This is a genomic window from Colwellia sp. BRX10-9, assembly GCF_014077405.1.
Classification (GTDB): domain Bacteria; phylum Pseudomonadota; class Gammaproteobacteria; order Enterobacterales; family Alteromonadaceae; genus Colwellia_A.
The window spans coordinates 105,949-129,330 of the sequence record NZ_JACGVV010000008.1 but is presented as its reverse complement, the minus strand read 5'-3'; the positions used below and the strand labels follow the sequence as shown (position 1 = coordinate 129,330).

General features: G+C 38.5%; 20 protein-coding genes and 6 tRNA genes. 16 read left to right on the top strand and 10 right to left on the bottom strand.

The window, feature by feature from the left end; all coding sequences use genetic code 11:
• The first annotated feature begins 214 nt into the window (after positions 1–214).
• On the top strand, positions 215–1,321 hold the full coding sequence (locus H4J69_RS07310) for an arginase family protein (protein ID WP_070376168.1): 1,107 nt from the start codon (positions 215–217) through the stop codon (positions 1,319–1,321).
• Positions 1,322–1,406: 85 nt separating this feature from the next.
• Here the strand turns inward: H4J69_RS07310 and H4J69_RS07305 are convergent, their stop codons facing one another.
• Positions 1,407–3,926: a hypothetical protein gene (locus H4J69_RS07305; RefSeq protein WP_182215465.1), complete on the bottom strand. Its 2,520-nt coding sequence runs from the start codon at positions 3,924–3,926 to the stop codon at positions 1,407–1,409.
• Positions 3,927–4,099: 173 nt separating this feature from the next.
• Here H4J69_RS07305 and H4J69_RS07300 point away from each other — a divergent pair, with 173 nt between their 5' ends.
• Positions 4,100–5,452 carry a dicarboxylate/amino acid:cation symporter gene (locus H4J69_RS07300; protein WP_070376166.1) on the top strand — a complete coding sequence of 451 codons (1,353 nt, stop codon included), beginning with the start codon at positions 4,100–4,102 and terminating at the stop codon, positions 5,450–5,452.
• A gap of 428 nt (positions 5,453–5,880) precedes the next feature.
• Positions 5,881–6,432 (top strand): DUF805 domain-containing protein, encoded by a 552-nt coding sequence (locus H4J69_RS07295; protein WP_182215466.1) that lies wholly within the window; start codon positions 5,881–5,883, stop codon positions 6,430–6,432.
• Between the two features lie 163 nt (positions 6,433–6,595).
• Here the strand turns inward: H4J69_RS07295 and kdsA are convergent, their stop codons facing one another.
• The 7 genes from kdsA to hemA form a co-directional block, all read right to left on the bottom strand.
• Positions 6,596–7,444 carry a 3-deoxy-8-phosphooctulonate synthase gene (gene kdsA / locus H4J69_RS07290; RefSeq protein ID WP_182171330.1) on the bottom strand — a complete coding sequence of 283 codons (849 nt, stop codon included), beginning with the start codon at positions 7,442–7,444 and terminating at the stop codon, positions 6,596–6,598.
• Between the two features lie 36 nt (positions 7,445–7,480).
• Positions 7,481–8,743: a DUF819 domain-containing protein gene (locus H4J69_RS07285; protein WP_070376163.1), complete on the bottom strand. Its 1,263-nt coding sequence runs from the start codon at positions 8,741–8,743 to the stop codon at positions 7,481–7,483.
• A 71-nt stretch (positions 8,744–8,814) separates the two neighbouring features.
• Positions 8,815–9,615 (bottom strand): SirB1 family protein, encoded by an 801-nt coding sequence (locus H4J69_RS07280; protein WP_070376162.1) that lies wholly within the window; start codon positions 9,613–9,615, stop codon positions 8,815–8,817.
• Between the two features lie 59 nt (positions 9,616–9,674).
• Positions 9,675–10,037: a SirB2 family protein gene (locus tag H4J69_RS07275; protein ID WP_182243014.1), complete on the bottom strand. Its 363-nt coding sequence runs from the start codon at positions 10,035–10,037 to the stop codon at positions 9,675–9,677.
• A gap of 21 nt (positions 10,038–10,058) precedes the next feature.
• Positions 10,059–10,946, bottom strand: a complete 888-nt coding sequence (gene prmC / locus H4J69_RS07270; protein ID WP_220467874.1) for a peptide chain release factor N(5)-glutamine methyltransferase — start codon at positions 10,944–10,946, stop codon at positions 10,059–10,061.
• An 8-nt stretch (positions 10,947–10,954) separates the two neighbouring features.
• Positions 10,955–12,043: a peptide chain release factor 1 gene (gene prfA, locus H4J69_RS07265; protein WP_070376160.1), complete on the bottom strand. Its 1,089-nt coding sequence runs from the start codon at positions 12,041–12,043 to the stop codon at positions 10,955–10,957.
• A gap of 163 nt (positions 12,044–12,206) precedes the next feature.
• A complete protein-coding gene (gene hemA / locus H4J69_RS07260; protein WP_070376159.1) occupies positions 12,207–13,466 on the bottom strand; it encodes a glutamyl-tRNA reductase in 1,260 nt (419 codons plus the stop codon).
• Positions 13,467–13,698: 232 nt separating this feature from the next.
• On the opposite strand from hemA, the gene lolB reads away from it, so the two are divergent.
• The 3 genes from lolB to H4J69_RS07245 all read left to right on the top strand — a co-directional run bounded on the left by lolB (position 13,699) and on the right by H4J69_RS07245 (position 16,327).
• Positions 13,699–14,334 carry a lipoprotein insertase outer membrane protein LolB gene (gene lolB, locus H4J69_RS07255; RefSeq protein ID WP_182244526.1) on the top strand — a complete coding sequence of 212 codons (636 nt, stop codon included), beginning with the start codon at positions 13,699–13,701 and terminating at the stop codon, positions 14,332–14,334.
• On the top strand, positions 14,327–15,250 hold the full coding sequence (gene ispE, locus H4J69_RS07250) for a 4-(cytidine 5'-diphospho)-2-C-methyl-D-erythritol kinase (RefSeq protein ID WP_182244527.1): 924 nt from the start codon (positions 14,327–14,329) through the stop codon (positions 15,248–15,250). The genes lolB and ispE overlap by 8 nt, the downstream gene beginning before the upstream one ends.
• Before the next feature lie 129 nt (positions 15,251–15,379).
• On the top strand, positions 15,380–16,327 hold the full coding sequence (locus H4J69_RS07245) for a ribose-phosphate pyrophosphokinase (RefSeq protein WP_070376156.1): 948 nt from the start codon (positions 15,380–15,382) through the stop codon (positions 16,325–16,327).
• Between the two features lie 120 nt (positions 16,328–16,447).
• On the opposite strand, the gene H4J69_RS07240 is transcribed toward H4J69_RS07245, so the two are convergent.
• Positions 16,448–17,569: an alanine--glyoxylate aminotransferase family protein gene (locus tag H4J69_RS07240; protein ID WP_182215473.1), complete on the bottom strand. Its 1,122-nt coding sequence runs from the start codon at positions 17,567–17,569 to the stop codon at positions 16,448–16,450.
• A 344-nt stretch (positions 17,570–17,913) separates the two neighbouring features.
• On the opposite strand from H4J69_RS07240, the gene H4J69_RS07235 reads away from it, so the two are divergent.
• The 10 genes from H4J69_RS07235 to H4J69_RS07190 all read left to right on the top strand — a co-directional run bounded on the left by H4J69_RS07235 (position 17,914) and on the right by H4J69_RS07190 (position 21,976).
• The gene (locus H4J69_RS07235; RefSeq protein WP_182215475.1) at positions 17,914–18,534 is read left to right on the top strand and encodes a 50S ribosomal protein L25/general stress protein Ctc; all 621 of its coding nucleotides are present in this window, start codon (positions 17,914–17,916) and stop codon (positions 18,532–18,534) included.
• A 19-nt stretch (positions 18,535–18,553) separates the two neighbouring features.
• Positions 18,554–19,138 carry an aminoacyl-tRNA hydrolase gene (gene pth, locus H4J69_RS07230; RefSeq protein WP_182215476.1) on the top strand — a complete coding sequence of 195 codons (585 nt, stop codon included), beginning with the start codon at positions 18,554–18,556 and terminating at the stop codon, positions 19,136–19,138.
• 43 nt (positions 19,139–19,181) lie between these two features.
• A complete protein-coding gene (ychF, locus tag H4J69_RS07225) occupies positions 19,182–20,273 on the top strand; it encodes a redox-regulated ATPase YchF (RefSeq protein ID WP_182244528.1) in 1,092 nt (363 codons plus the stop codon).
• A gap of 292 nt (positions 20,274–20,565) precedes the next feature.
• Positions 20,566–20,913, top strand: coding sequence for a DUF3718 domain-containing protein (locus tag H4J69_RS07220; protein ID WP_182222688.1), 348 nt, complete (start codon positions 20,566–20,568; stop codon positions 20,911–20,913).
• A gap of 216 nt (positions 20,914–21,129) precedes the next feature.
• Positions 21,130–21,206: transfer RNA gene (locus H4J69_RS07215), tRNA-Met, on the top strand.
• A 37-nt stretch (positions 21,207–21,243) separates the two neighbouring features.
• Positions 21,244–21,328: transfer RNA gene (locus H4J69_RS07210), tRNA-Leu, on the top strand.
• 52 nt (positions 21,329–21,380) lie between these two features.
• Positions 21,381–21,455 (top strand) — tRNA-Gln (locus H4J69_RS07205).
• A 102-nt stretch (positions 21,456–21,557) separates the two neighbouring features.
• Positions 21,558–21,632, top strand: a tRNA-Gln gene (locus H4J69_RS07200).
• A gap of 132 nt (positions 21,633–21,764) precedes the next feature.
• A tRNA-Leu gene (locus H4J69_RS07195) sits at positions 21,765–21,849 on the top strand.
• Positions 21,850–21,901: 52 nt separating this feature from the next.
• A tRNA-Gln gene (locus tag H4J69_RS07190) sits at positions 21,902–21,976 on the top strand.
• Between the two features lie 101 nt (positions 21,977–22,077).
• Here H4J69_RS07190 and H4J69_RS07185 read toward each other — a convergent pair.
• Positions 22,078–23,289, bottom strand: coding sequence for an FAD-dependent monooxygenase (locus H4J69_RS07185; RefSeq protein WP_182244529.1), 1,212 nt, complete (start codon positions 23,287–23,289; stop codon positions 22,078–22,080).
• Positions 23,290–23,382 lie beyond the last annotated feature (93 nt).

The following is a 23,382-nucleotide window of genomic DNA, read 5'->3' as shown; positions in this document are numbered from 1 at the left end:
TTTTAATAACATCGCCTAATTGAGCTATTTTCGTTATAATGGCGTCAATATTTCGGTATGACTATTATAAAAACTTTCCTGCCAACGATAATTTAATTCTATCTTAAATTCAATTGTTGCCAGTCAAAAAGCCTATGTCACCGTGTAAAACAATATTCATTTAATGCTTACTATCAATGTAAATTATTCGGATAAATAACAAGAGAACAAATATATGACAACATCATGGACTAACTTACAGGAAAAACTAACCAACTGTTTATGCCCAGCAGGTAACGGTGTTTTTACCGTCAATACCGCTAAAGAGCGTAAAGAGCAATTGCATCAAGCCTTGTTCGGTCAATCGACAGACATTGATAATATTTGGAAAGAGTCATTAAAAGGGCTTCCTGATGCGTCAAATGCCGTTATTTTAGGTGTTGCCTCTGATTGCGGTGGCGGAATTTTACGTGGAGCAAATTGGGGGCCATTATTTGTCCGTTCAACTTTACTTGAACAATACCCTGAGCTTGAAGCATTTGATATGGGAGATGTTCGCGTTATTCCACATTTACTTCATGATAAATATTTAAATGAAGCAACGCTTTCTAACTGTAGAAAAGCCCTTTATAAAGATGAAAACAGCCCTTATGCTGTTAGCCCATTAACCATTACTGAAGATGTATTACACGACTTTTATGCTGAGTTCCCACAAAAAGGTATTTTCGGCATTGGTGGCGATCACTCAGTAAGCTACCCGTTAACAAAAGCTTACTTGCAAGCAAAGAAAAAGCGCGGCATTCGTGCCGCTATTATTCATTTTGATGCTCACACTGATTTATTGGTTGAACGCCTTGGCATTGATTTATGCTTTGGCTCTTGGTGTACCCATATTTTAGATGATTTACATGAAAAACATCATTTGATTCAAGTGGGTATTCGCTCGAGCGGTCGTCCTAAGTCCCATTGGGAAAACACTTTTGGTGTAAGACAACATTGGGCTCATGAAGTGAAAGAGCTGGGCGTTGAAAAAATCATTGAAAATATTTTAGCGCAATTAAAAGATGAAAACATTGATGAATTGTATGTAAGCTTTGATATTGATGCACTTGATGAAACTGTCGCTGCTGCCACAGGCACACCAGAGCCAGATGGTTTATTTCAAAATGAAGCGATGGATATACTTCGCGCTTTAGCAGCAAAATACCGTATTACCGGTGCCGACATGATGGAAATTGCTCCTTTTACCGATAGTACAGGTTTAGGAAAAGAGAGTCGTGATAAAACGTTAGCGGCTGGCGCAGAGATCTCTGCCTTTTTAATAGCAGAGATGGCTAAATAAATTTTTAGTTTTATCTGTTATCGATAAACAAAAATAAAAAAACCGCTTAACAAGCGGTTTTTTTTATAGGTGGAAAAGTTAATTATTATTGAATAATAATACTAACACCACTAAATACAGTTGTTACACCACCAGGGGTTTCAACTTTTATTTCTAATGGTCCACTGGTTGGTTCCGCTTTACCTTTAATCGCAACACTAAATTGACTACCGCCGTTACTAGAATCCCCTGGCCATGTATAACTAGGGGTACCAACGACAGATCCAACACTAGCTACAAATGACACAACAGTACCAGCCGGCATAGGTTGATTGTGTAAATCAGCGATAACAACACTAACTGTTCCGGTACTTTCGCCAGCAATATAGAGAGAAATATCGTTTCGGTCAAAGTTTGGTGACGTATCTACAACGGCATCGTTTGTTGCTGTGACGGTTATATACGGTGACGTACCTGACATAATAATAACGGTAGAGCCACGAACATTGGTTGACACTTTTTGCGCTTTTTTGGTCGGATCAGGTTCATCATCTGGATTAGCACAATATTGATTGGCTACCTCGGTACCTGGATTCGTTATATCATTTAAACCACATAAAATGCCATTATAGACACTGTTTTCTATATCGAAAATTCCATTGCTATTAAAGTCAACAAACTCTTCTAACTCACCACCAGCTTGTGTACTCACTTCTACTGGATTGTATAAATTGTCTTCATTATGGTCAACAAAGGCCTCCTTTAGGTCGTAAAGTCTATCGCCAACATCTTTTCCTTGAAACAAAGTGTACTCACTCTCATCAAAGCGACCATTACTATTTTTATCAGGAAATGACTCTTCACCAATAGCGGTTGCTAATATTGTCACTCTTCCGCCATATTCCTGTCCAAGATAATTATTACCATTTGGCAAAGGTTGGCGAGCACAAAAGATCGCTGGATCATCATTTTCAGCCACACTACAAAAACTACTGGTTAATACTTGTCCCGCTGGACGAGGGTTTTGACTGGTCCACATAACAGAGCATGCACCATTAGTTGTTGTACATGAGGAACCTACAGAACCACCTTCAGTAGTAAAGTTAACAGCGGTTCCATCTGGTACTGGATTATTAAATGCATCAGCCATGCGAACAACAACAGGTACTTCTACACCATCAATGCCCCAAGCTTCAGGGTTTGCGACCCCCCGGGCCAAGCTAAAGCTATCTTGGTCCGGTAAACCCGTTGAAACGACGAGTTGACTAGATTGAGTAAATACAAAAGTGCCACCTAATGACTCTGTCGATGCTGTAACACGCACTGTAGTTGCAACAGAGCCTGAATTAACAACTGTTTGTACTAAACCTTGATCGTTAGTGGTCGCAAAATTTTGACTTAATTTTATACCACCCACATTGGTATTTAAGGAAAAATTCACTCGACGATTATTATAGGGGTTACCATCGGTATCTTTTACTTTGAACATCACCGTTGAACTTTCAGAGCCTCCAACAATACCAGCGCCTATTATACCAATATGCTCTGGCGATGCAGACACATACTCGATACTACCAATGTCAGCAGCTAAAACGCTAACAGATGCTGTTGCTGATAAATTAATGCCCCCAGCATTAGCAGTGACATTAATCGTGTCATCACCTACACACCCCTGTGCTAGATAAGTACTTGTCGCCGCACCATTAGAGGTAGTAATCGGTGTACTTAGTGTAGCGGTTGATTGTGCCGTACACCCAGATGAAAAATTAACATCTACAGGTTCAGTAAATAGATTACCTTGATCATCAACAATTGATACTGAAATAACACTCGTTCCGCCAGCAGAAATATTCGTTAAACTGACATCAGCAACACCTTCTATAAATGGGCTACCTGCTCCCATAATGACAGTTGAAGAACCAACAACAAAAATTGTTTGACCCGATTCTCCACTGGTAATTGATGCAGTAATAGTTCCTGCACCTAAGTTTTCACCCGCATATATATCAACAATCGCTTGATTATTTGCATTTGTGATAGCAGATGGAATAGGTATATCACCTACAGTAGAACTAAAAGTAACAATCAAAGGAGCACTAATACCATCAATTGTCGCAATTATTCTTGCCGGTTTTGATGACGTAACCGTGTCAGTGGCATTGCTATCACCATCTATGAGAGTGACGTTGATATTAATATCACCGACAACACCTATATCATCACCTTGTGTTTTAAAGCCTAATGGTACTAACGAGATCTCACCAGAAGAAAGAGAAGCGGATATCTCACCAGCACCACGAACACTACCTGCTGTGAGGGTAATCGTAGCGATACCATCTTCATTTGTTAAAGCAGAACCAGAAGATGGCGAAAAGGCTCCTAAATTTGTTGCGAAGGTTACCGCTCTGTTTGAAACAGGAGCACTGCCTTGCATTACTGTTGCTGTAACCGTTACCGGTGCAGCACCGGTCACCGTACTATCGGAAATATTGAGTGAAATAGTACTGGCAACAGATCCACCTGCAACCGGAGTTTCCACTCTAGATAAACCGCCATCACCACTACCACCACAACCACTTAGTGCGATAATTAAAATCCAAAAACTCAAACGTTGAAGCAGTGCCATACAAGCATCCCTTAGTATTTTTATTTACATCTCTATTTATAGTAACTTATATTCTAGAAATTTCATTAAAAATAGCGCTATAGTTGCTTTTTAATCAATAGCTTTTTTATCAATGAATTACCTGTTAATCTACTATTCATAATTTATAATAAAAAATAACGTTGCATTTCTTTATGACTGATAAAAAAAAAGCTAGTTTAACCGCTAGAATTGTTACTGGCATGCTTGCCGGTATCGCGGTAGGCGTATCCTTACAATTTCTTATGCCAGACAAATCAGACTTTGTTATCCCACTCTATTTCTTTGAACTTTCATTACGATCATTTTTGGTTGACGGGATTTTTGAAGTCATTGGACAAATTTTCATTTCAAGTTTAAAAATGTTGGTAGTACCACTGGTTTTTGTATCGCTGATTTGTGGGACTTGTTCCTTAAAAGATACCACAAAACTTGGACGTATTGGCGGTAAAGCCATTTCACTCTATTTAATTACAACAGCTATAGCGATTAGCTTTGCAATGTTTTTAGCGTTATTAATAAGCCCTGGCGAAGGGGTCAACATGGCCTCGGACACAACCTTCACTAGTCGTGAAGCGCCTTCTTTAGCGCAAGTCTTTATTCAAATGTTTCCGAGTAATCCGTTTGAAGCTTTTGCAAAAGGCAATATGCTTCAAGTCATTATATTTGCTTTGTTATTTGGTATTGCTATAGCGCTTTCAGGTAAAGCCGGCGAACGTATTGCTAGTTTATTTGAAGACATGAGTACCGTTATCATGCGCTTGGTAACTATATTAATGAACCTTGCTCCTTATGGTGTGTTTTGTTTATTAGCGAGTTTATTCACTGATATGTCACTTAAGGTATTCGGCAACCTAATTGTTTACTTCTTAGTCGTTTTCTTTGCACTAATTTTACATGCTACGGTAACTTATTCTACTATCTTAAAAGTAATGACTGGTTTAAACCCAATTACTTTTTTGAAAAAAATGCGTGATACCGTTATCTTTGCATTTTCAACAGCCAGCAGTAATGCAACCATTCCGGTAACACTTGAAACTGTTACCAAAAAAATGGGTGTTAAAAATTCAATCGCTTCGTTTACCGTACCTCTAGGTGCAACCATTAATATGGATGGCACGGCTATAATGCAAGGCGTAGCTACTGTATTTATTGCGCAAGTGTTTAATGTTGATTTAACATTTAGTCAATATTTAATGGTAATACTTACCGCGACCTTAGCTTCAATTGGCACAGCTGGTGTTCCAGGCGTAGGTTTAATTATGCTAGCTATGGTACTAGATCAAGTAGGTTTACCTGTAGAAGGCATAGGTTTAATTATAGGTGTTGACCGTTTACTTGATATGACACGAACCGCCGTTAATGTCACGGGTGACAGCATGGTCTCAATTGTTGTAGCTAAATCAGAAAATCAGTTTGATGAAGATATTTTTTATGATGAAAATGCAGGAAGTAAAATTGAGAATATTGATTTTCAAGACTTAGAAAAAAACCAAAGTGGCGATTAGCACTTACAAGACAGAATATTAAACAAAAAAAAGGTGCTTTAAAGCACCTTTTTTATGTTTTGGGTATTTAAAACATTAATACTTATAATACCTTGCTAAGCAAAAACAATATTGCAAGCGCCCTTATAAGCACTATCAAATTTGTACAGATATCACCTTATCAACGGATGTTTACCATACACTATTTGCAATGTCATAGTGGTAGTAAGCCAATCGCTGGTGCTAATATTCAAGTTAAATAATACTAATTTCTAGTAGCGTATCACGTTAAACTGAAGCTGGTTTTCGACAGAAAAATAGCTAAAGTTGATACCGACAGCTTAAAGTCGGCTCGATGTCGAGGTGATGTCACCGCCTTGTCGTCACGTATAATACAATGCGGCATTATCATAGAGAATAATCTTAACACATCAGTACAAGGAAAATTAATGGACATTAATAGTGTAAAACTCAGGGAGATGCGCCTTGAAAGGCATTGGTCACAAGAGCAACTCGCTACACTAAGCTCCTTAAACCTTCGGACAATCCAGCGACTTGAATCTGGTGCTAAGGTATCAACAGAGTCTTTACGAGCGCTTGCCGCCGTATTTGAAGTACCTGCAGAGAGATTACTGCTAAATGCCGATAAACCCAGCGAATCTGCCCTCGCATCAATTCACGAAGGTATATTAAAAGGCCTAGAATTTAGTGGATTGACTTCACGCGCAGATTTTTGGTGGCTCGCGCTCGCCATAACGATGCTACTCGCCTTCGCTAAATTACTCGCCGAGGCTTTCGCTAGTCCGCTGCCAATGCAAATTGCCTCATTACTAGTTTTACTGCCGTGGGTCGCTGCATGTACTCGACGTCTGCGTGACGCTGGGCTAAGTATTTGGTGGCAGCTAATAAGCTTAGCGCCAGTCGCCGGTATTATTATACTGCTCTACTTACTCACCTACAAAACTCAATCAAAAGAGCCCGATGAGGATCACCCTAAGTGATTTCAGCGCCATTTAGTATTGTTCCATACTCGTGCTAAGGACAACCCCGAATAACCACTATAAAAAAATGCGACTAAGATGACTAAGCAAGATATTATATCAGCTATAAAAAAACCTGAGTAGCTACTCAGGTTTTTGTGTTTTAACGACGCTTTTATTGTTACTAATCAGTCAATAATGGCTCAAATGATTTAACTAAATCGTCAATTGATTTCATTTGCTGTAAGTAAGGCTCAAGTTTATCAAGCGGCAACGCACAAGGGCCATCGCATTTAGCGTTATCAGGATCAGGGTGTGATTCTATAAATAAACCTGCTAAACCTAATGCCATACCACTACGCGCTAATTGTGCAGCTTTAGCACGACGACCACCTGCAGAATCAGCTCGGCCACCCGGCTGCTGTAAAGCATGAGTGGCATCGAATATGACTGGCGCATAATCTTTCATTTCATCCATCGCTAGCATATCAACAACAAGATTATTGTAACCATAACAACTACCGCGCTCGCAAAGAATAACTTGCTCATTGCCTGCTTCTGCGAATTTATTAATAATATGACGCATTTCATGTGCTGCTAAGAACTGTGGCTTTTTAACATTAATAATCGCATTGGTTTTTGCCATAGCAACCACTAGGTCTGTTTGGCGCGCTAAAAATGCCGGTAATTGAATAATATCAACCACCTCGGCTACAGGTTGCGCTTGATGTATTTCATGCACGTCGGTAATGATAGGTACGTTGAAGGTCGACTTTATTTCTTCAAATATTCTCAGACCTTCCTCTAAACCTGGTCCTCGGTATGAATGAACAGACGAACGGTTCGCTTTATCAAAAGATGCTTTGAATACGTAAGGAATATTGAGCTTTTGTGTCACTTCTACGTAGTGCTCTGCAATGCTCATCGCTAAATCACGTGACTCTAATACATTCATACCACCAAATAAAACAAACGGTTTATCGTTAGCGATTTCAATATCGTATTTAGTCAATTTAATTGAAGTTATTGTCATAATTTTTCCAAAATAAAGTCTGGAGCTAACAAACGATTAGCTACCAATAATTCTTAATAACTGGCCACATAACCAAGCCATATAAGTACCTAAAGCATAACCTAACACCGCCAGTAGTACACCAACCGGCGCTAAAGAAGGATGAAATGCTGATGCGATAACGGGCGCAGAAGCAGCACCACCGATATTGGCTTTACTGCCAACAGCTAGATAGAAGATCGGTGCTTTAATCATTTTGCCAACAATAAGCAGTAAAGCAACGTGGACTAACATCCAGATAACTCCAATGGCTATGTATTTCGGTGACTCAACAATTTGAGTAACATCCATATGCAAACCTATTGTCGCGACTAATACATATAATAAGCTACTACCAACTTTCGAAGCTCCTACGGCTTCAAGTTTTCTTACTTTAGTAAACGACAATGCCAATCCTATCGTAGTCACTAAGACGATTATCCAGAATAGTTTTGAATGTAAGCTAAATTTTTCTAATTCAGGAAAGTTTGTCTGAAAATAAGGGACTAAAAAGTCAGCGGCAAAATGTGCTAAACCAGCAGCGCCAAAACCTACCGCTATAATCATCATAAAGTCTTTTAGTAACGGCAACTTGATATTTTCACGTTGAGCCGACTCTACTTTATCAATTAATCTATCAATTGCTGAAGTGTCAGCGCCACTCTTCGCATCAATACGCTTATGGTTTGCTGCTAAATAAAGTAATACCGCCATCCACAAGTTGGCTACAACAATATCAACGGTCACCATAATGGTGAATATTTTGCCATCAGCGCCATAAATTTCTTTCATCGCCAACATATTTGCGCCGCCACCAATCCAACTACCTGCAAGCGCAGCCATCCCACGCCAAACAGCTTCAGGACCAGTTACACCAAGTAATTCAGGCCAAATAGCAGAAATAACTAAGAGCGCAATTGGGCCGCCAATAACCACACCAACCGTGCCGGTTAAAAACATAATAATCGCTTTATTGCCAAGACCAACAATTGCTTTTATGTCGATGCTCAAAGTGAGTAAAACCAAACAAGCCGGCAATAAATAATACTTGGCGACTTCGTCTACTTGACTTAATTCTGCACTAACAATGCCAAAAGTGTTTAGCAAAGAGGGTAATAGGTAGCACATAAGTAATGCTGGCACGTATTTATAGAACTTCTTAAATGCGGGGTGTTCACTATTTGAAGTATAAAAAACGAATCCAAGTATTAGTGCGAGTAACCCCATAACCGTGGCGTCATTCGTGATAAAAGGTGTATTGTTGATAATTTGATCTTCCATTGATTAACCTTGTTATTTTTATTTGATTTATTGGTTTTATTTGTAAACTACAGCCTTATTTCTAAGGCTTATTAATGTAATACCGTATCAGCTATAGTGATTTTGTCCAATTGCATTTTTAATAATTGCGCAGCAGGATCTTTTGGACATTTATCGACAAAATATTGGTAATCATCGTAAGCGACTTTAAAACAATCGAGTTGATGCAACAAAAAACCTCGGTCGCGACGCTCAAACGGATCTTCTGGGCGTAACGCTATTAATATATCAACACACTTTAATGCTTGAGCAAACTGCCCTTCGCGGATCAAAGCATTTTTCAATGAGCTAACGTGCTTAACAATTAAGCTTAACCTTGAAATATCTTCAATTTGGTCGCTTTGTGGATCGCCATCAAGTTCATCCATACATAAATCAAGCTCCTGCCAATTTAAAGACTCTCCAGTAATGGGATCAAAAACAATCGCATAAACATCATCACAGACGACGCGAATCATATTTTTCTTTGGTACGTACACCACATCAGCTTCAAAACCACAAAGACGAAATATATGGCAAAGCACTATACTTTTTAGCGCTGGGGCCATTAATTTAAAATCGAGTCCACTTTGTAACTTATGAGCACTAACGGGCCAAAAATCACGTTGATTATCAATAAAAAGTTGCCCAATGAAAAGTTCGTTGATTAATTGCTCAGCTTTTTCAAGATACTCTTCTGTATCAGAAATTAATTCTGAACATTGTTCAACTATTTGACTAAGGTTTGTTGGCTCAAAGTCACTATCACCAAAAACAACTTCTTCAATAAGTACAAAAGCTTCAATAAGTGATTTATCGTCATCATTGAGCTCGGAAAATAATAATTCATTCATGCTGTAATTTTTAATTGCTGACTCTATTTATAGTTATTGCTTATTTCAGGGTATATTTATTATAAAAATATCGTTTGTTTTGTTGTCGCTATTCGCACCACTAACATAATCCAGCCCATAGCTACTAAATAACCTATCACTTGCATCATTCGGTTACGAGCTAACTTCAACGTGTAATAGCCGGTAAAAATATAGAAAATAATGGCAAGTATCTTTTCGCCTAGCCATAAATATTCTATTGGATTTATCGCTAACTTGACAGCCAGACCAACACCTAATAGTAATAAAAAAGTGTCAACGATATGAGGGCTGATTTTCAACCATTTTTTATCTAATTGTGCTGAATTCATCAAGGTTAATGCAAACCGGTAGGTGAACAATATAATGCTTATTGCCGCCAGAGTCATATGTAAATGTTTCATGCAAAAACCTTATATTTATCTTTATTCTTCTTGTTGTACATAAATACAGCAAGTAACTCGGTCATTTCCGCCGTAATCTTTAAATGTTTCAATCGACTGATAACCCAATTGCTTTAATATATCGCTAACGCCAGCCGCTTGTTCAAAGCCATGTTCAAAATAGAGTGCACCATTATTGGTTAAATAACCTTGTGCGTCTTTGGCAATACGTTTGATATCTGCAAAACCATTATCCCGAGCAACCAGAGCAGATAGCGGTTCAAACCTGACATCGCCTGCAATTAAATGCTGATCGGCTTCATCGATATAAGGGGGGTTGCTAACGATAATATTAAACTTTTTATCTGCGGCTACATTAGAGAACCAATCACTTTGATAAAGCTCTACCTGTGGTAACTGTAGCCGTTGAGCATTTTTTTTAGCTAAACTAATCGCAGCGTCACTAAAATCAATGCCGTGAACTTGCCACTGTTTTTGTTCTGAAGCAAGCGACAGAGCAATAGCTCCGGTACCCGTACCGAGATCCAAGCACGATAAATCACTTGCTAGATGGCGCGCTAAAATATGTTCGACCAGTAACTCTGTATCTGGACGAGGAATTAAGGTTGCTGGTGATACGTAAAAAGGCAGTGACCAGAATTCACGTTCTTGTGTAATATAAGCAATAGGCTCGCCTTGCAAACGGCGCTCAAACAAAGCTAAAAAAGCGTAGAATTCATGCTCTGCTAACTTTTTGTCAGGCCAAGTTAACAAATAACTTGTTTCTTTATTTAAAACAAAAGCAAGTAGGATTTTACAATCGAGTTTTGCGCTATCAGAAAAGGCAGCGAGTAACTGCTGCCCTTGATTAATTATTTCAGCAAAACTCTGCTGGCAATATGTTATTGACGGTTTTAAGGATTCGCTCAAACCAATAACTAGTTTTGCTCAGCAAGAGCCGCAAGTAAATCGGCTTGATTTTCTAACATAATAGGCTCTAGGACTAAATGCAAGTTACCTTCAAGAACTTCGTTCAAACGATATAAAGTCAAGTTAATACGGTGGTCCGTCATACGTCCTTGCGGATAGTTGTAAGTACGAATTCGTTCTGAACGATCACCACTTGCCACTAAATTACGACGTGAAGACTCTTCTTCACTGCGGCGTTTTTCATCTTCTGCTTGTTGTAAGCGAGCTTGTAATACCGACATCGCTTGCGCACGGTTTTTATGCTGAGAGCGTTGTTCTTGACACTCGACAACTACGCCTGTTGGAATATGGGTAATACGAATGGCAGAATCAGTTTTGTTAACGTGCTGTCCACCCGCACCTGATGCGCGAAAAGTGTCAACTTTTAAATCTGCTTTATTAATTTCAATCGCGTCAGCTTCTGGTATCTCAGGCATAACAACAACGGTACAAGCAGAAGTATGCACTCGACCTTGAGATTCAGTTTCAGGAACACGTTGCACACGATGACCACCAGACTCGAACTTCATTTGTCCGTAGACGCCTTCTCCAAGCACTTTGAAAATGACTTCTTTATAGCCACCTTGTTCACTTTCATTGGTGTTCATAACTTCAATACGCCAGCCTTTCTTTTCACAGTAACGGCTATACATGCGGTATAAGTCGCCAGCAAAAATTGCCGCTTCATCACCACCGGCTCCTGCACGTAATTCAACAAAACAGTTATTGTTGTCGTTTGGATCTTTAGGTAATAGTAAAATTTGTAATTGATCGGCTAATTCTTCAATGGTTTTCTTAGCTGATTTAAATTCTTCTTGCGCCATTTCACGCATTTCAGGGTCTTCATCTTTTAGCATTTCTTCAGCTAAAGCAAAGTCTTCTTCTGCGCTTTGGTAGTCATTAAACACACTAGTGACTGCTTCTAATTGAGAAAACTCTTTTGATAAGGCAATAAATTTTTCTTGATCTGAAAGTGTTCCAGGATCAGAAAGCAAGGCTTGAACTTCTTCAAAGCGCTCGACTAATATTTCAAGTTTTTGATAAACAGATTTATTCATTAAGAAATCTTATAATTAGGAAACAGCGGATAAAAATTGGTGATGTGCAGTTTAAAGGGTTAGTTGAGCACTTTCAATCAAAGGTGTAAAAAAGCTGTAAATACCCAGCTAAGCTCAAATGTTCATCAAAATACGGTTTGGGTGTGTTGTAAGCTCGAGACCGTTATTTAATGTTATAAATATCGCGTAAGTATACCAATTTATCTAATTCGCCACCTTGGGCCGCCGATTGAATAGCGCTAGTGGGTGCATGCATAAATTTATTGGTCAACTTAGTGGCTAACTCAGCCAAAATAGCTTCTGGTGACTTATTACCCTGCAGTTGTAACAATGCTTTATCAAGTAACAGATCGCGATGTTCTAAACACTGTTTACGGTAATCTATAACGGTATCTTGGGTATTTAAGCCACGAAGCCATGACATAAACACATCAGATTGAGTAGAAACTATTGCCTCAGCTTGAACAGCTTCTTTGCGACGATTAGCTAAATTTTTCGCGATAATGCCTTGTAAATCATCGACCGTATATAGAAAAACATCTTCTAGATCACCAACCTGTTCTTCGATATCACGAGGAACCGCTAAATCAACCATAAAAATAGGACGATGCTTACGCTTTCCTAATGCGTGTTCAACCATACCTTTACCTATAATGGGTAAAGTACTACCGGTTGAACTAATAACAATATCGGCGTCAGCCATTTTGTCAGGGATTTGCGCCAAGGTAATAACGTCAGCGCCAATAGCACCAGCCATTGCTTCTGCACGGGCAATTGTGCGGTTAGCAACAGTTATTTTACCCACTTTATTCTCGTATAAATGTTTAGCAACCAGTTCAATAGTTTCACCGGCCCCCACTAATAGTACTTTTACATTTTCAAGACTGGCAAAAATATGTTTTGCTAGATTTACCGATGCAAAAGCAACCGAAACCGCACTCGCGCCAATTTCAGTTTCAGTGCGAACTTGTTTAGCAACACCAAAAGTACGTTGAAATAAACGGTCCATGACTAAAGACATAGAACCAGCAGCTTTCGCTTGGCTATAGGCTTGCTTCATTTGACCTAAGATTTGCGGTTCGCCTAAAACTAAAGAGTCTAAGCCACAAGCAACCCGCATCATGTGGTTAACGGCCTGTTGATCAGTATGCCAATATAAACTTGGCGTAATAGTTGAAGCAGGAACATTGTGATGTTTTTCTAACCAGCGGACAACTTTTTCTTGGGTAACCCTTACATCGCCTTCTTGAACTAAATACAGCTCTGTACGATTACATGTTGATAAAATAGCCGCTTCACGACATTCTACGTTTCCAAGTAATTCAGTTAATGCCACACTTAAATTGTCGGGATTAAAAGAGATTTTTTCTCTCACGGCAACAGGGGCAGTTTTGTGATTGATTCCAACAGCAACTATAGACATAACGGAACGATTCAGCCTTTTTAAGACGATTAATATAAGAAATAAAAATTATCGATAGCAATTTTTTTTCCATTAATCTTTTTATTAACGACATTATTAATCAAGTTTTATAAAAAACCTATGATCTATGATAAATAATGATGTTAATTTTACGAAAAATCGCAGAAAATTAAAAGCATCAAATACGCGATAACGCAATATTATGGCGATTAACTCAATAATAATGGTTTATATGAATAAAATTACCTTATCGCTGCCACTCTTTTTCAGTTTTTTACTGATATTTCTATCTGGTTGTAGTTCTTTAACGAATAACCATCAGCAAATTACTGAACATCAAAACATTACCGAGCGCACTAAAAAGCTCACAGCAATGTCGAATTGGAAAATAAAAGGGAAAATGGGCATAATCAGCCCTAAAGAGCGTCATAGCTTAACATTAAATTGGCATTACCAAGGAGATAAAAATCGCCAGATGCTAAATTTAACCACAGTGCTAGGTATTCAAGTTTTTACTTTAGAGTCGGTCAATAATATGCATGTTATTAATGTCGATGGTGAGCGCTACCAAAGCCCTGATTTAAACACCCTGCTTGCTTCGCTAACAGGTTTTACATTACCGACACACGCGATGACTTTCTGGTTAAAAGGCTTACCTTATTTAGCTAGTGATAAAATAACGTATAACGAAACAACACAATTACCCCAAACATTGACCAGCTACTCTGGTGAAAAAAAATGGTTTATTAAGTATAGTGGCTATCAACAAGTAGACCAATATCAATTAGCAACGAAGTTCACCATAAAACAAGATAACATCACCATTAAAATTAATGTTCATCAATGGGACGTGACAAGTAATGACTAAGACTAACCAGCAATTTTATAGTTTTCCTGCACCGGCAAAGCTTAATTTATTCCTCCATATTATTGGTCAACGCAACGACGGCTATCATCAGTTAGAAACTATTTTTCAATTTTTAGATCACAGCGACACCATAGAAATAAGAAAGACTCAGGGTAATAGTATTGAATTACTCACGCCGATTGATGGTGTATTACATGAAGATAACTTAATTGTAAAAGCAGCTCGGTTACTACAAAACCACCTATTAAAAAATCCGACTACTTTTAATAACGTATATTTAGGTGCACAAATAAAAATAACAAAAATTCTCCCTATGGGGGGTGGATTAGGTGGCGGGTCATCCAACGCCGCGACTATTTTATTGGCATTAAATACTTTGTGGCAGGCCAACTTGTCTACCACCGAGCTAGCAAAACTTGGCCTATCGCTAGGTGCTGACGTACCGATTTTTATTCATGGTTTTTCTGCTTTTGCTGAAGGTGTTGGTGAAGAACTCACTGCTGTTTATCCTCAAGAAAGCTGGTTTTTAGTCAGTAAACCTGATGTCAGTATTTCTACTGCCAGTATTTTTACTGATGCTGACTTAACTCGCAATACGGCAAAAGTTAATTTAAATGATGATATTAGTAAGTTAGACATAGACTTATGCCACAATGACTGCCAGACGTTAGTAATAAAAAAGTATCCCGAGGTTGCCAAGTTACTGGCTTGGTTGGTAGAATACGCCCCGTCTCGAATGACTGGTACCGGAGCGTGTATTTTTTCTCGTTTTGATACTGAGCAAGAGGCTTGTCGCATCCAGTCATTACTTCCTAATGGAATAATTTCTTTTGTGGCAAAAGGTGTCAATACATCTCCATTACGCAATGCCATTAACAACTTAGTAACATTGCAAGTAGAAAATGCAGAATATTAATACCATTGAGAATTTATTTTCATAAAAATGCCAAGAACCACTGGAAAAAATTTAATAATTTGCTGATAGTAAACTCAAGGTTTACTAATAGCGTAACTTAAAATGTCAATAGTTTCCGAGGAACTGACCGTGCCTGACATGAAAATATTTACGGGTAATGCCACCCCTGAACTGGCCAAGAAAGTAGCTGATCGCTTGTATATGACTTTAGGCGATGCCAAAGTCGGTAGTTTTAGCGACGGTGAAATCAGTGTTGAAATTAACGAAAACGTGCGCGGTGCGGATGTTTTTATTATTCAATCAACTTGTGCGCCAACGAATAATAACCTAATGGAATTAATTGTGATGATTGACGCATTACGACGAGCATCTGCTGGTCGTATTACTGCAGTTATTCCATATTTTGGTTATGCTCGCCAAGATAGACGTGTACGTAGTGCTCGTGTACCAATTACTGCGAAAGTTGTCGCTGACTTTTTATCAAGTGTTGGTGTTGACCGAGTATTAACGGTTGACCTACACGCTGAGCAAATTCAGGGTTTCTTCGATGTACCGGTAGATAACGTATTTGGCACACCTATTTTACTTGAAGATATGCTTTCTCGTGATCTAGATAACCCGATTGTAGTTTCTCCTGATATTGGTGGTGTTGTTCGCGCTCGTGCCGTAGCTAAATTACTCAATGAAGCCGATCTTGCTATCATCGATAAGCGTCGTCCAAAAGCCAATGTTGCACAAGTTATGCACATTATTGGTGATGTTGCTGACCGCGACTGTATCATTGTCGACGACATGATAGATACTGGTGGCACATTAGCAAAAGCGGCTGAAGCATTAAAAGCACATGGCGCTAAACGCGTTATTGCTTATGCTACTCATCCAGTTCTTTCTGGTAATGCTGCGCAAAACCTAAGAGATTCTGTTATTGATGAGTTAGTGGTAACAGATTCAATACCACTTACCGACGAAATTAAAGCGCTTGGTATTGTTCGTCAACTTACTTTAAGCGGTATGTTGTCTGAAGCGATTCGCCGTGTGTGTAACGAAGAATCTATTTCAGCAATGTTTGACAGTTAAGCATTCCTGATAAAAGAACTTCATAAATAATAAAGCCCCGAGTCATATTTTGACTCGGGGCTTTTTTATTTAACACAACACTGGAGCTACGCTCGCTTAATTCTTTTGGTCAGACGTTGACTATTTCTCTAAAACATCCGCTAAAGCCGCTAAACATAAAGTCACATTTTCAGTTCTTGCCGCATAGCCCATTAAACCAATGCGCCATGCTTTACCAGCAAAACCACCTAGGCCAGCGCCAATTTCTAAATTATATTCATTAAGTAAGGTTTGGCGAACAGCTGCATCATCAACGCCTTGAGGAATCAATACCGTATTTAATTGTGGTAAACGGTATTGCTCTTCAACAACAAACGCTATGCCTAGTTTTTCTAATCCCGTTTTTAATTTCAGGTGTTGGTTTTTATGGCGTTGCCACGCATTTTCTAAACCTTCATCTTGTAACATCACTAAAGATTCATGCAAAGCATAGAGAGAATTCACCGGTGCCGTATGATGATAACTACGTTTACCTGTACCGCCCCAATAGCCCATAACCAAAGATAAATCTAAAAACCAACTGGGCACTTTAGACTTTCTACTTGTTAATTTTTCAACGGCTTTAGTACTAAAGCTAATCGGTGATATGCCGGGCACACACGATAAACATTTTTGACTACCCGAATAAATAGCATCGATTCCCCAATCATCAACCTTTAGTTCAACACCACCTAATGAGGTCACGGCATCGACGATAGAAAGCGCTGAATTTTCTTGAGCTATGGCACATAAGGCTTTTGCATCAGACAATACACCAGTAGATGTTTCAGCATGAACAAAGGCTAAAAACTTAACATCACTATTGTCTTTAAAAGCTTGTTTTACTTTATTGACATCGACAGGCGTTCCCCACTCATCGTTTATAACGATGGCTTGAGCTCCTATGCGTTGAACATTTTCCACCATACGCGAACCAAAAACACCATTTACACAAACAATCACTTTTTCGCCTGGTTCAACTAAGTTAACAAAACAAGTTTCCATACCTGCCGAGCCTGGCGCTGAAACCGCCATCGTTAATTCATTCTTGGTTTGAAATGCGTATTGTAGTAATGATTTAATTTCGTCCATCATCTGCACAAACTCTGGATCTAAATGACCAATGGTCGGACGACCTAAAGCAGATAAAACACGGGGTGAAACATCACTAGGACCGGGGCCCATTAAAGTACGAGGAGTTGGATAGAAAGATGTAATTGTCATAGTTAATTCTCTTATCGACATTAGGCATTAGAAGTTATGAGGCACATATACCCGCTCAATTTCAGGACGCAGGTTGCTAGAGTGTATTTTGAATGGTAACGGGTCTAACACCTAAATTTCAATAAAAAATTATCTATAACGGCCATTTAGCCCAATGATACCCATAATAAGGAGCCATGATTAATAGTTTATTAATCATATTAACGTTGGATATGTTTAAGTTGAGGTGTTATTATGCCGCGCCTTTTATGATGATTGAATTATTTTTATTGTTGTAAAGGTTCATTGTTGTTTTTGGTCGCAAAAAACAACTCAACTAACTCTTTAATATTAGGTATTAAAAAATGACTGATTTATTTACTTTAGAAGCTGAAGTTCGTACTGACCTAGGGAAAGGTGCGAGCCGCCGCCTACGTCACGCAAACAAAGTTCCTGCAATTTTATACGGTGAAGGCCAAGAGCCGATTTCTTTAACGTTAGAGCACAAAAATGTTTACCGTGCACAACAAGAAGAAGCATTCTACTCTCACGTTTTAACTGTAAACATCGACGGTAAGCCAGTTGAGTGTCTTTTAAAAGACATGCAACGTCATCCGTTCAAGCAACTTGTAATGCATTTAGATTTTTTACGCATTGATGCATCTCATGCAGTTCACGTTAACGCTCCTATTCACTTCCTTAACGAAGAAGAAGCAGAGAAAAAAGGTGGCAACATTACTCACCAGATTAACGAAATTGCGATTAGCTGTTTACCTGCTGACATTCCAGAATTCATCGAAGTTGATGTTGCTGATTTAGAAGTTGGTCAAACATTGCATTTATCAGACGTTACTTTGCCTAAAGGCGTAACATCTGACGAATTAGCAAAAGGCGAAGATCATGATCAAGCTGTTGTTTCATTAAATGCACCGAAAGGCGTAACTGAAGAAACTGATGAAGCTGAAGAAACTGAAGCTACTGAATAATCATTAAGTATAAGCTTAAATGACTATTCAACTAGTTGTGGGCCTGGGTAATCCAGGCCCCGAATATACAAAAACTCGTCATAATGCCGGAGTTTGGTTCGTCGAAGAACTTGCTTCTCGCTACAACATCTCCCTCAGACCAGAAAAAAAATATTTCGGACTTTACGGCAAAGGCCTAATAGGTAACGAAGTTGTTCATTTGCTTGTTCCAACAACGTTTATGAATAGAAGTGGTCAGTCTGTAGCGCCTCTTGCAAATTTTTTCCGTATTCCCGTCGATAATATCCTTGTTGCTCATGATGAGTTAGACATGGAACCGGGCGTCTGTAAAATTAAAAAGGGTGGCGGGCACGGTGGACATAACGGCTTACGCGATATTATTTCGTGTCTGGCTAATAACAAAGAATTTTATCGGTTACGCATTGGTATAGGCCACCCAGGTCATAGAGATCGCGTTACCGGACATGTACTTGGCAAAGCACCAGCTATTGACCAAGACAAAATAGATCAAGCGATTGATGAAGCAAGCCGATGTATCGACATCTGGCAAACAGACGATTTAAAGAAAGCTCAAAATCGTTTGCATTCATTCAAACCGCTATAACTAAACTTTTAAAACAATTTTGCAAAACAATTAAGGTATTATCATGGGATTCAAATGCGGTATTGTTGGCTTGCCCAACGTAGGTAAATCAACACTTTTCAATGCATTAACAAAAGCAGGTATTGAAGCAGCTAATTTTCCATTTTGTACTATTGAGCCGAATACGGGTGTAGTACCCGTGCCCGACCCTCGTTTAGATGCATTAGCCAAAATTGTAAACCCTGAACGCGTTCTAGCAACTACTATGGAATTTGTTGATATTGCAGGTTTAGTGGCTGGCGCTTCAAAAGGTGAAGGTTTAGGAAATAAATTTCTTGCTAACATTCGTGAAACCGATGCAATTGGTCACGTTGTGCGTTGTTTTGATAATGACAACATTATTCATGTTGCCAATAAGGTTAGCCCTAGTGATGACATAGAAGTGATCAATACTGAGCTGGCTTTGTCTGATATGGACACAGCGGAACGAGCGATTTTCCGCTTAGCGAAGAAAGCCAAAGGTGGCGATGCAGACGCTAAATTTGAAATGCCGGTATTAGAAAAGATATTAAAGCATGTTGAAGAAGGACATATGATACGTTCTTTAACATTGTCTAAAGAAGAAAAAGCAGCGGTAGACTACTTAAACTTTTTAACACTAAAGCCGACCATGTATATCGCGAATGTGAATGATGATGGTTTTGAAAATAATCCTTACCTAGATCAAGTTCAAGCAATTGCTGATGCCGAAGGTGCTATCGTTGTTGCTGTTTGTGCTGAAATTGAAAGTGAATTGTCTGAAATGGATGATGAAGACCGTGTTGAATTTATGGCTGACCTTGGACTAGAAGAACCTGGGCTTAATCGTGTTATTAATGCTGGTTATTCTTTGCTTCACTTGCAAACCTATTTTACGGCAGGTGTAAAAGAAGTACGTGCATGGACAGTAAAGCAAAATGCTACTGCTCCACAAGCTGCGGGTGTTATTCATACCGACTTTGAAAAAGGCTTTATTCGCGCAGAAGTTATTGCCTATGATCACTTTATCGAATTTAATGGCGAGTCAGGGGCTAAAGAGGCCGGTAAATGGCGTTTAGAAGGTAAAGAGTACTGTGTTAAAGATGGTGATGTGGTTCACTTCAGATTTAACGTGTAAAGTTTACGCTTTAACGCGAAAAAATTAAATAGTAAAAGGAGCTTCGGCTCCTTTTTTGTCTTTAAAAATAAGTTATTACTCGTCATTCAAGTTTAAAAAAATGACTGCAAAAGAAAAAGATATAAATAATAAACAATGAAAACAATAGACTACTTAATTTAAAAAATTTAAAAATATCTTGTTTTATTTCTAAAATATACCACAATTATCATAATACCAATCTGATATAAGTTAAAATCATCAACGTCAGACCAACAAACTATTACTTTAATAAACAATAAAAAGGCAGACCATGAAAAAAACACTCCTACTTGCTAGCTTAATTGCCGCTTCAGTAACTTTTGCCCCTGTGACTAAAGCCGATAATATATCTCTTCGTATTTGTGAATACGTTGCGGCTAATGATAAGAACCGCTTACGTTCATTTATGAAACAAAATAAATTAAAAATTCGTGCACTTTTTGGTAGTATCGAATGTAACGGCCAAAATTTATTAGTTTTTGCTGCATCTAATAGCGCTTTAGAAACAGGTGAATTTATTATTGGTAAAGTTCCTTCAAAAGAAGTTGCTAAACATATCGCCGATATTGGTAAATACTCAAAACATTTAGAAGAAGAAGCAAAAGAACGCGTAAAATAATCATAAGTTGATATCTACGCTTCTTTAAAATAAAGCAAGAACTTAGCGTTCTTGTTTTTATTTTAAAGAGATTGCGCTTTCCTAGAATATTAAACGCCCAATTTGTAGACTAAACAAGCAAACAGAAAGAAATTAGCATTTATTATAAAAAAACGGTTGACGTAGCCTAAGCAGATTTGCATAATACGCGCCACTTGCTGAGAGGCAATACGGAAAGGCTACATAGCTCAGCTGGTTAGAGCACATCACTCATAATGATGGGGTCCCAGGTTCAAATCCCGGTGTAGCCACCATTTAACTCTTAGTAGTGAAAGAAGTATTAGAAGAAATGCGGGTTTGGCGGAATTGGTAGACGCGCTGGATTTAGGTTCCAGTATCGAAAGATGTGAGAGTTCAAGTCTCTTGACCCGTACCATTCTAACTAACATTTATCATCATGATATTTGTTAGAAAGTAAGTAACATTGCAGGGGTATAGCCAAGCGGTAAGGCAGCTGGTTTTGATCCAGTCATTCAGAGGTTCAAATCCTCTTACCCCTGCCACTTTCTTGTTTAACATTCCTTTTTTAAAACTCAATCAGTCTTTATTAAAACTAATATTAAACATTATAAGTGTCATATTTACTTGTTATTTAGAATACCTACAGGGGTATAGCCAAGCGGTAAGGCAGCTGGTTTTGATCCAGTCATTCAGAGGTTCAAATCCTCTTACCCCTGCCACTTTATTGTTTAATATTCCTTTTTTAAAACGTAATTAGTTTTTATTAAAAAAATAGTAAACATTACTGAGTGACATAATAATTATTTGAAATATCTACAAGGCTATTAATGCTTAGTAGTATTAGAAGCAATGCGGGTTTGGCGGAATTGGTAGACGCGCTGGATTTAGGTTCCAGTATCGAAAGATGTGAGAGTTCAAGTCTCTTGACCCGTACCATTCTAACTAACAGTTATCATCATGATAGTTGTTAGAAAATAAGTAACATTACAGGGGTATAGCCAAGCGGTAAGGCAGCTGGTTTTGATCCAGTCATTCAGAGGTTCAAATCCTCTTACCCCTGCCATTCTTTTTGAATCTTACCTTAAACACCCAATAAATATTATCTTAAGACTTAATCTATTACTGCATTGAAAAATTTCTTTTAAGATCCATTATCACTTCAACTTATACACCACAAGCGTAAGCTAAAGCCTTATTTTTCAAAAAAGGTATCTTATTTGCCATTGTCAGCCCTATGTTTCGAAAGAGTTTAATAGCTGGTGATGGGTGGCTAAACGTTGCATACAGTGAATCCATCGTTGTCATCATCAATAGATTGTCTATTCGTCGCTTAGATTCGTAACGTGATAAAACCTCAGGCAAGTGCCAACACTCATTATTACCAATGGCACTGGCTATGACGGTTTGTAAAGCCTTAACATCTTTAAAGCCAAGATTTACTCCCTGCCCTGCCATGGGGTTAATGGTGTGCGCTGCATCACCTAATAATAATACTCGACCTTTTTGATAAGTATTAGCATGTCGACGAGTCAGTGGAAATGCCCCTTTATTAATAACCTTTATTTGACCTATTCGTTGTGGAAATTTTTCAATGATTTCACTTTGCAGTTGTTCATTAGATAAAGCCGACAACCTTTTTATCTCGTTTTTTTGATGATACCAAACCAAGGAAGCATAACCACCTAATTGACTTTCTCCTGGCAGCGGTAAGAAAGCAATTGGGCCAGTCTGAAAAAATTGTTGCCAGGTAATATCTTGTTGTAAATGTTGAGTTTCAACATTAATAAGCATTGCTGATTGCTGATAATCCCAACCCGTTATACCTATATGAGCTAGTTTTCTTACCTGTGAATGAGCGCCATCAGCCGCAATTAATATTTGAGTGGTAATTTTTTCTATTTCACTACACTCTTTTTCAGCCGGTTTAATTGCCAAGCTTACTGCGATTTCATTTTGATGTTCAGTAAAGCTTTCTAAACTCGCTGGTGCAAATAAAGTCACCTTACTGTGAGTTTTAATTTGCTGCCATAAGGCAAGCTGAACTAAGCGATTTTCAATAATATGGCCAAGATGAGATTGCCCAATGTCATCGGCGTTAAACTCGGTATAACTTGCCTGATTTTCCCAAACACCTAATCGTTTATAAGGACACATTCGCCATTGTTTTAATTGTGGCCAAGCCCCCAATTGTGTTAACAAATGCTCAGAAGCAAGCGATATAGCTGAAACACGTAAATCTAGTGCTTGTGTTTCATTAAAACAGACGGGTTGCTTTGGTTCGACAATAGCCACAGTTAACCCTAAGTTTGCCAAAGATAACGCACTAGCAGCGCCGACCATACCACCACCGACCACGACACAATCAAAATTGCTCATAAAATTTACACTTTTTATTTAATGATTTTTCAAAGTTATTCTAACCAACCTATATCAGTTATACGAATATTATTAATGGTTGCGGTCAATAAT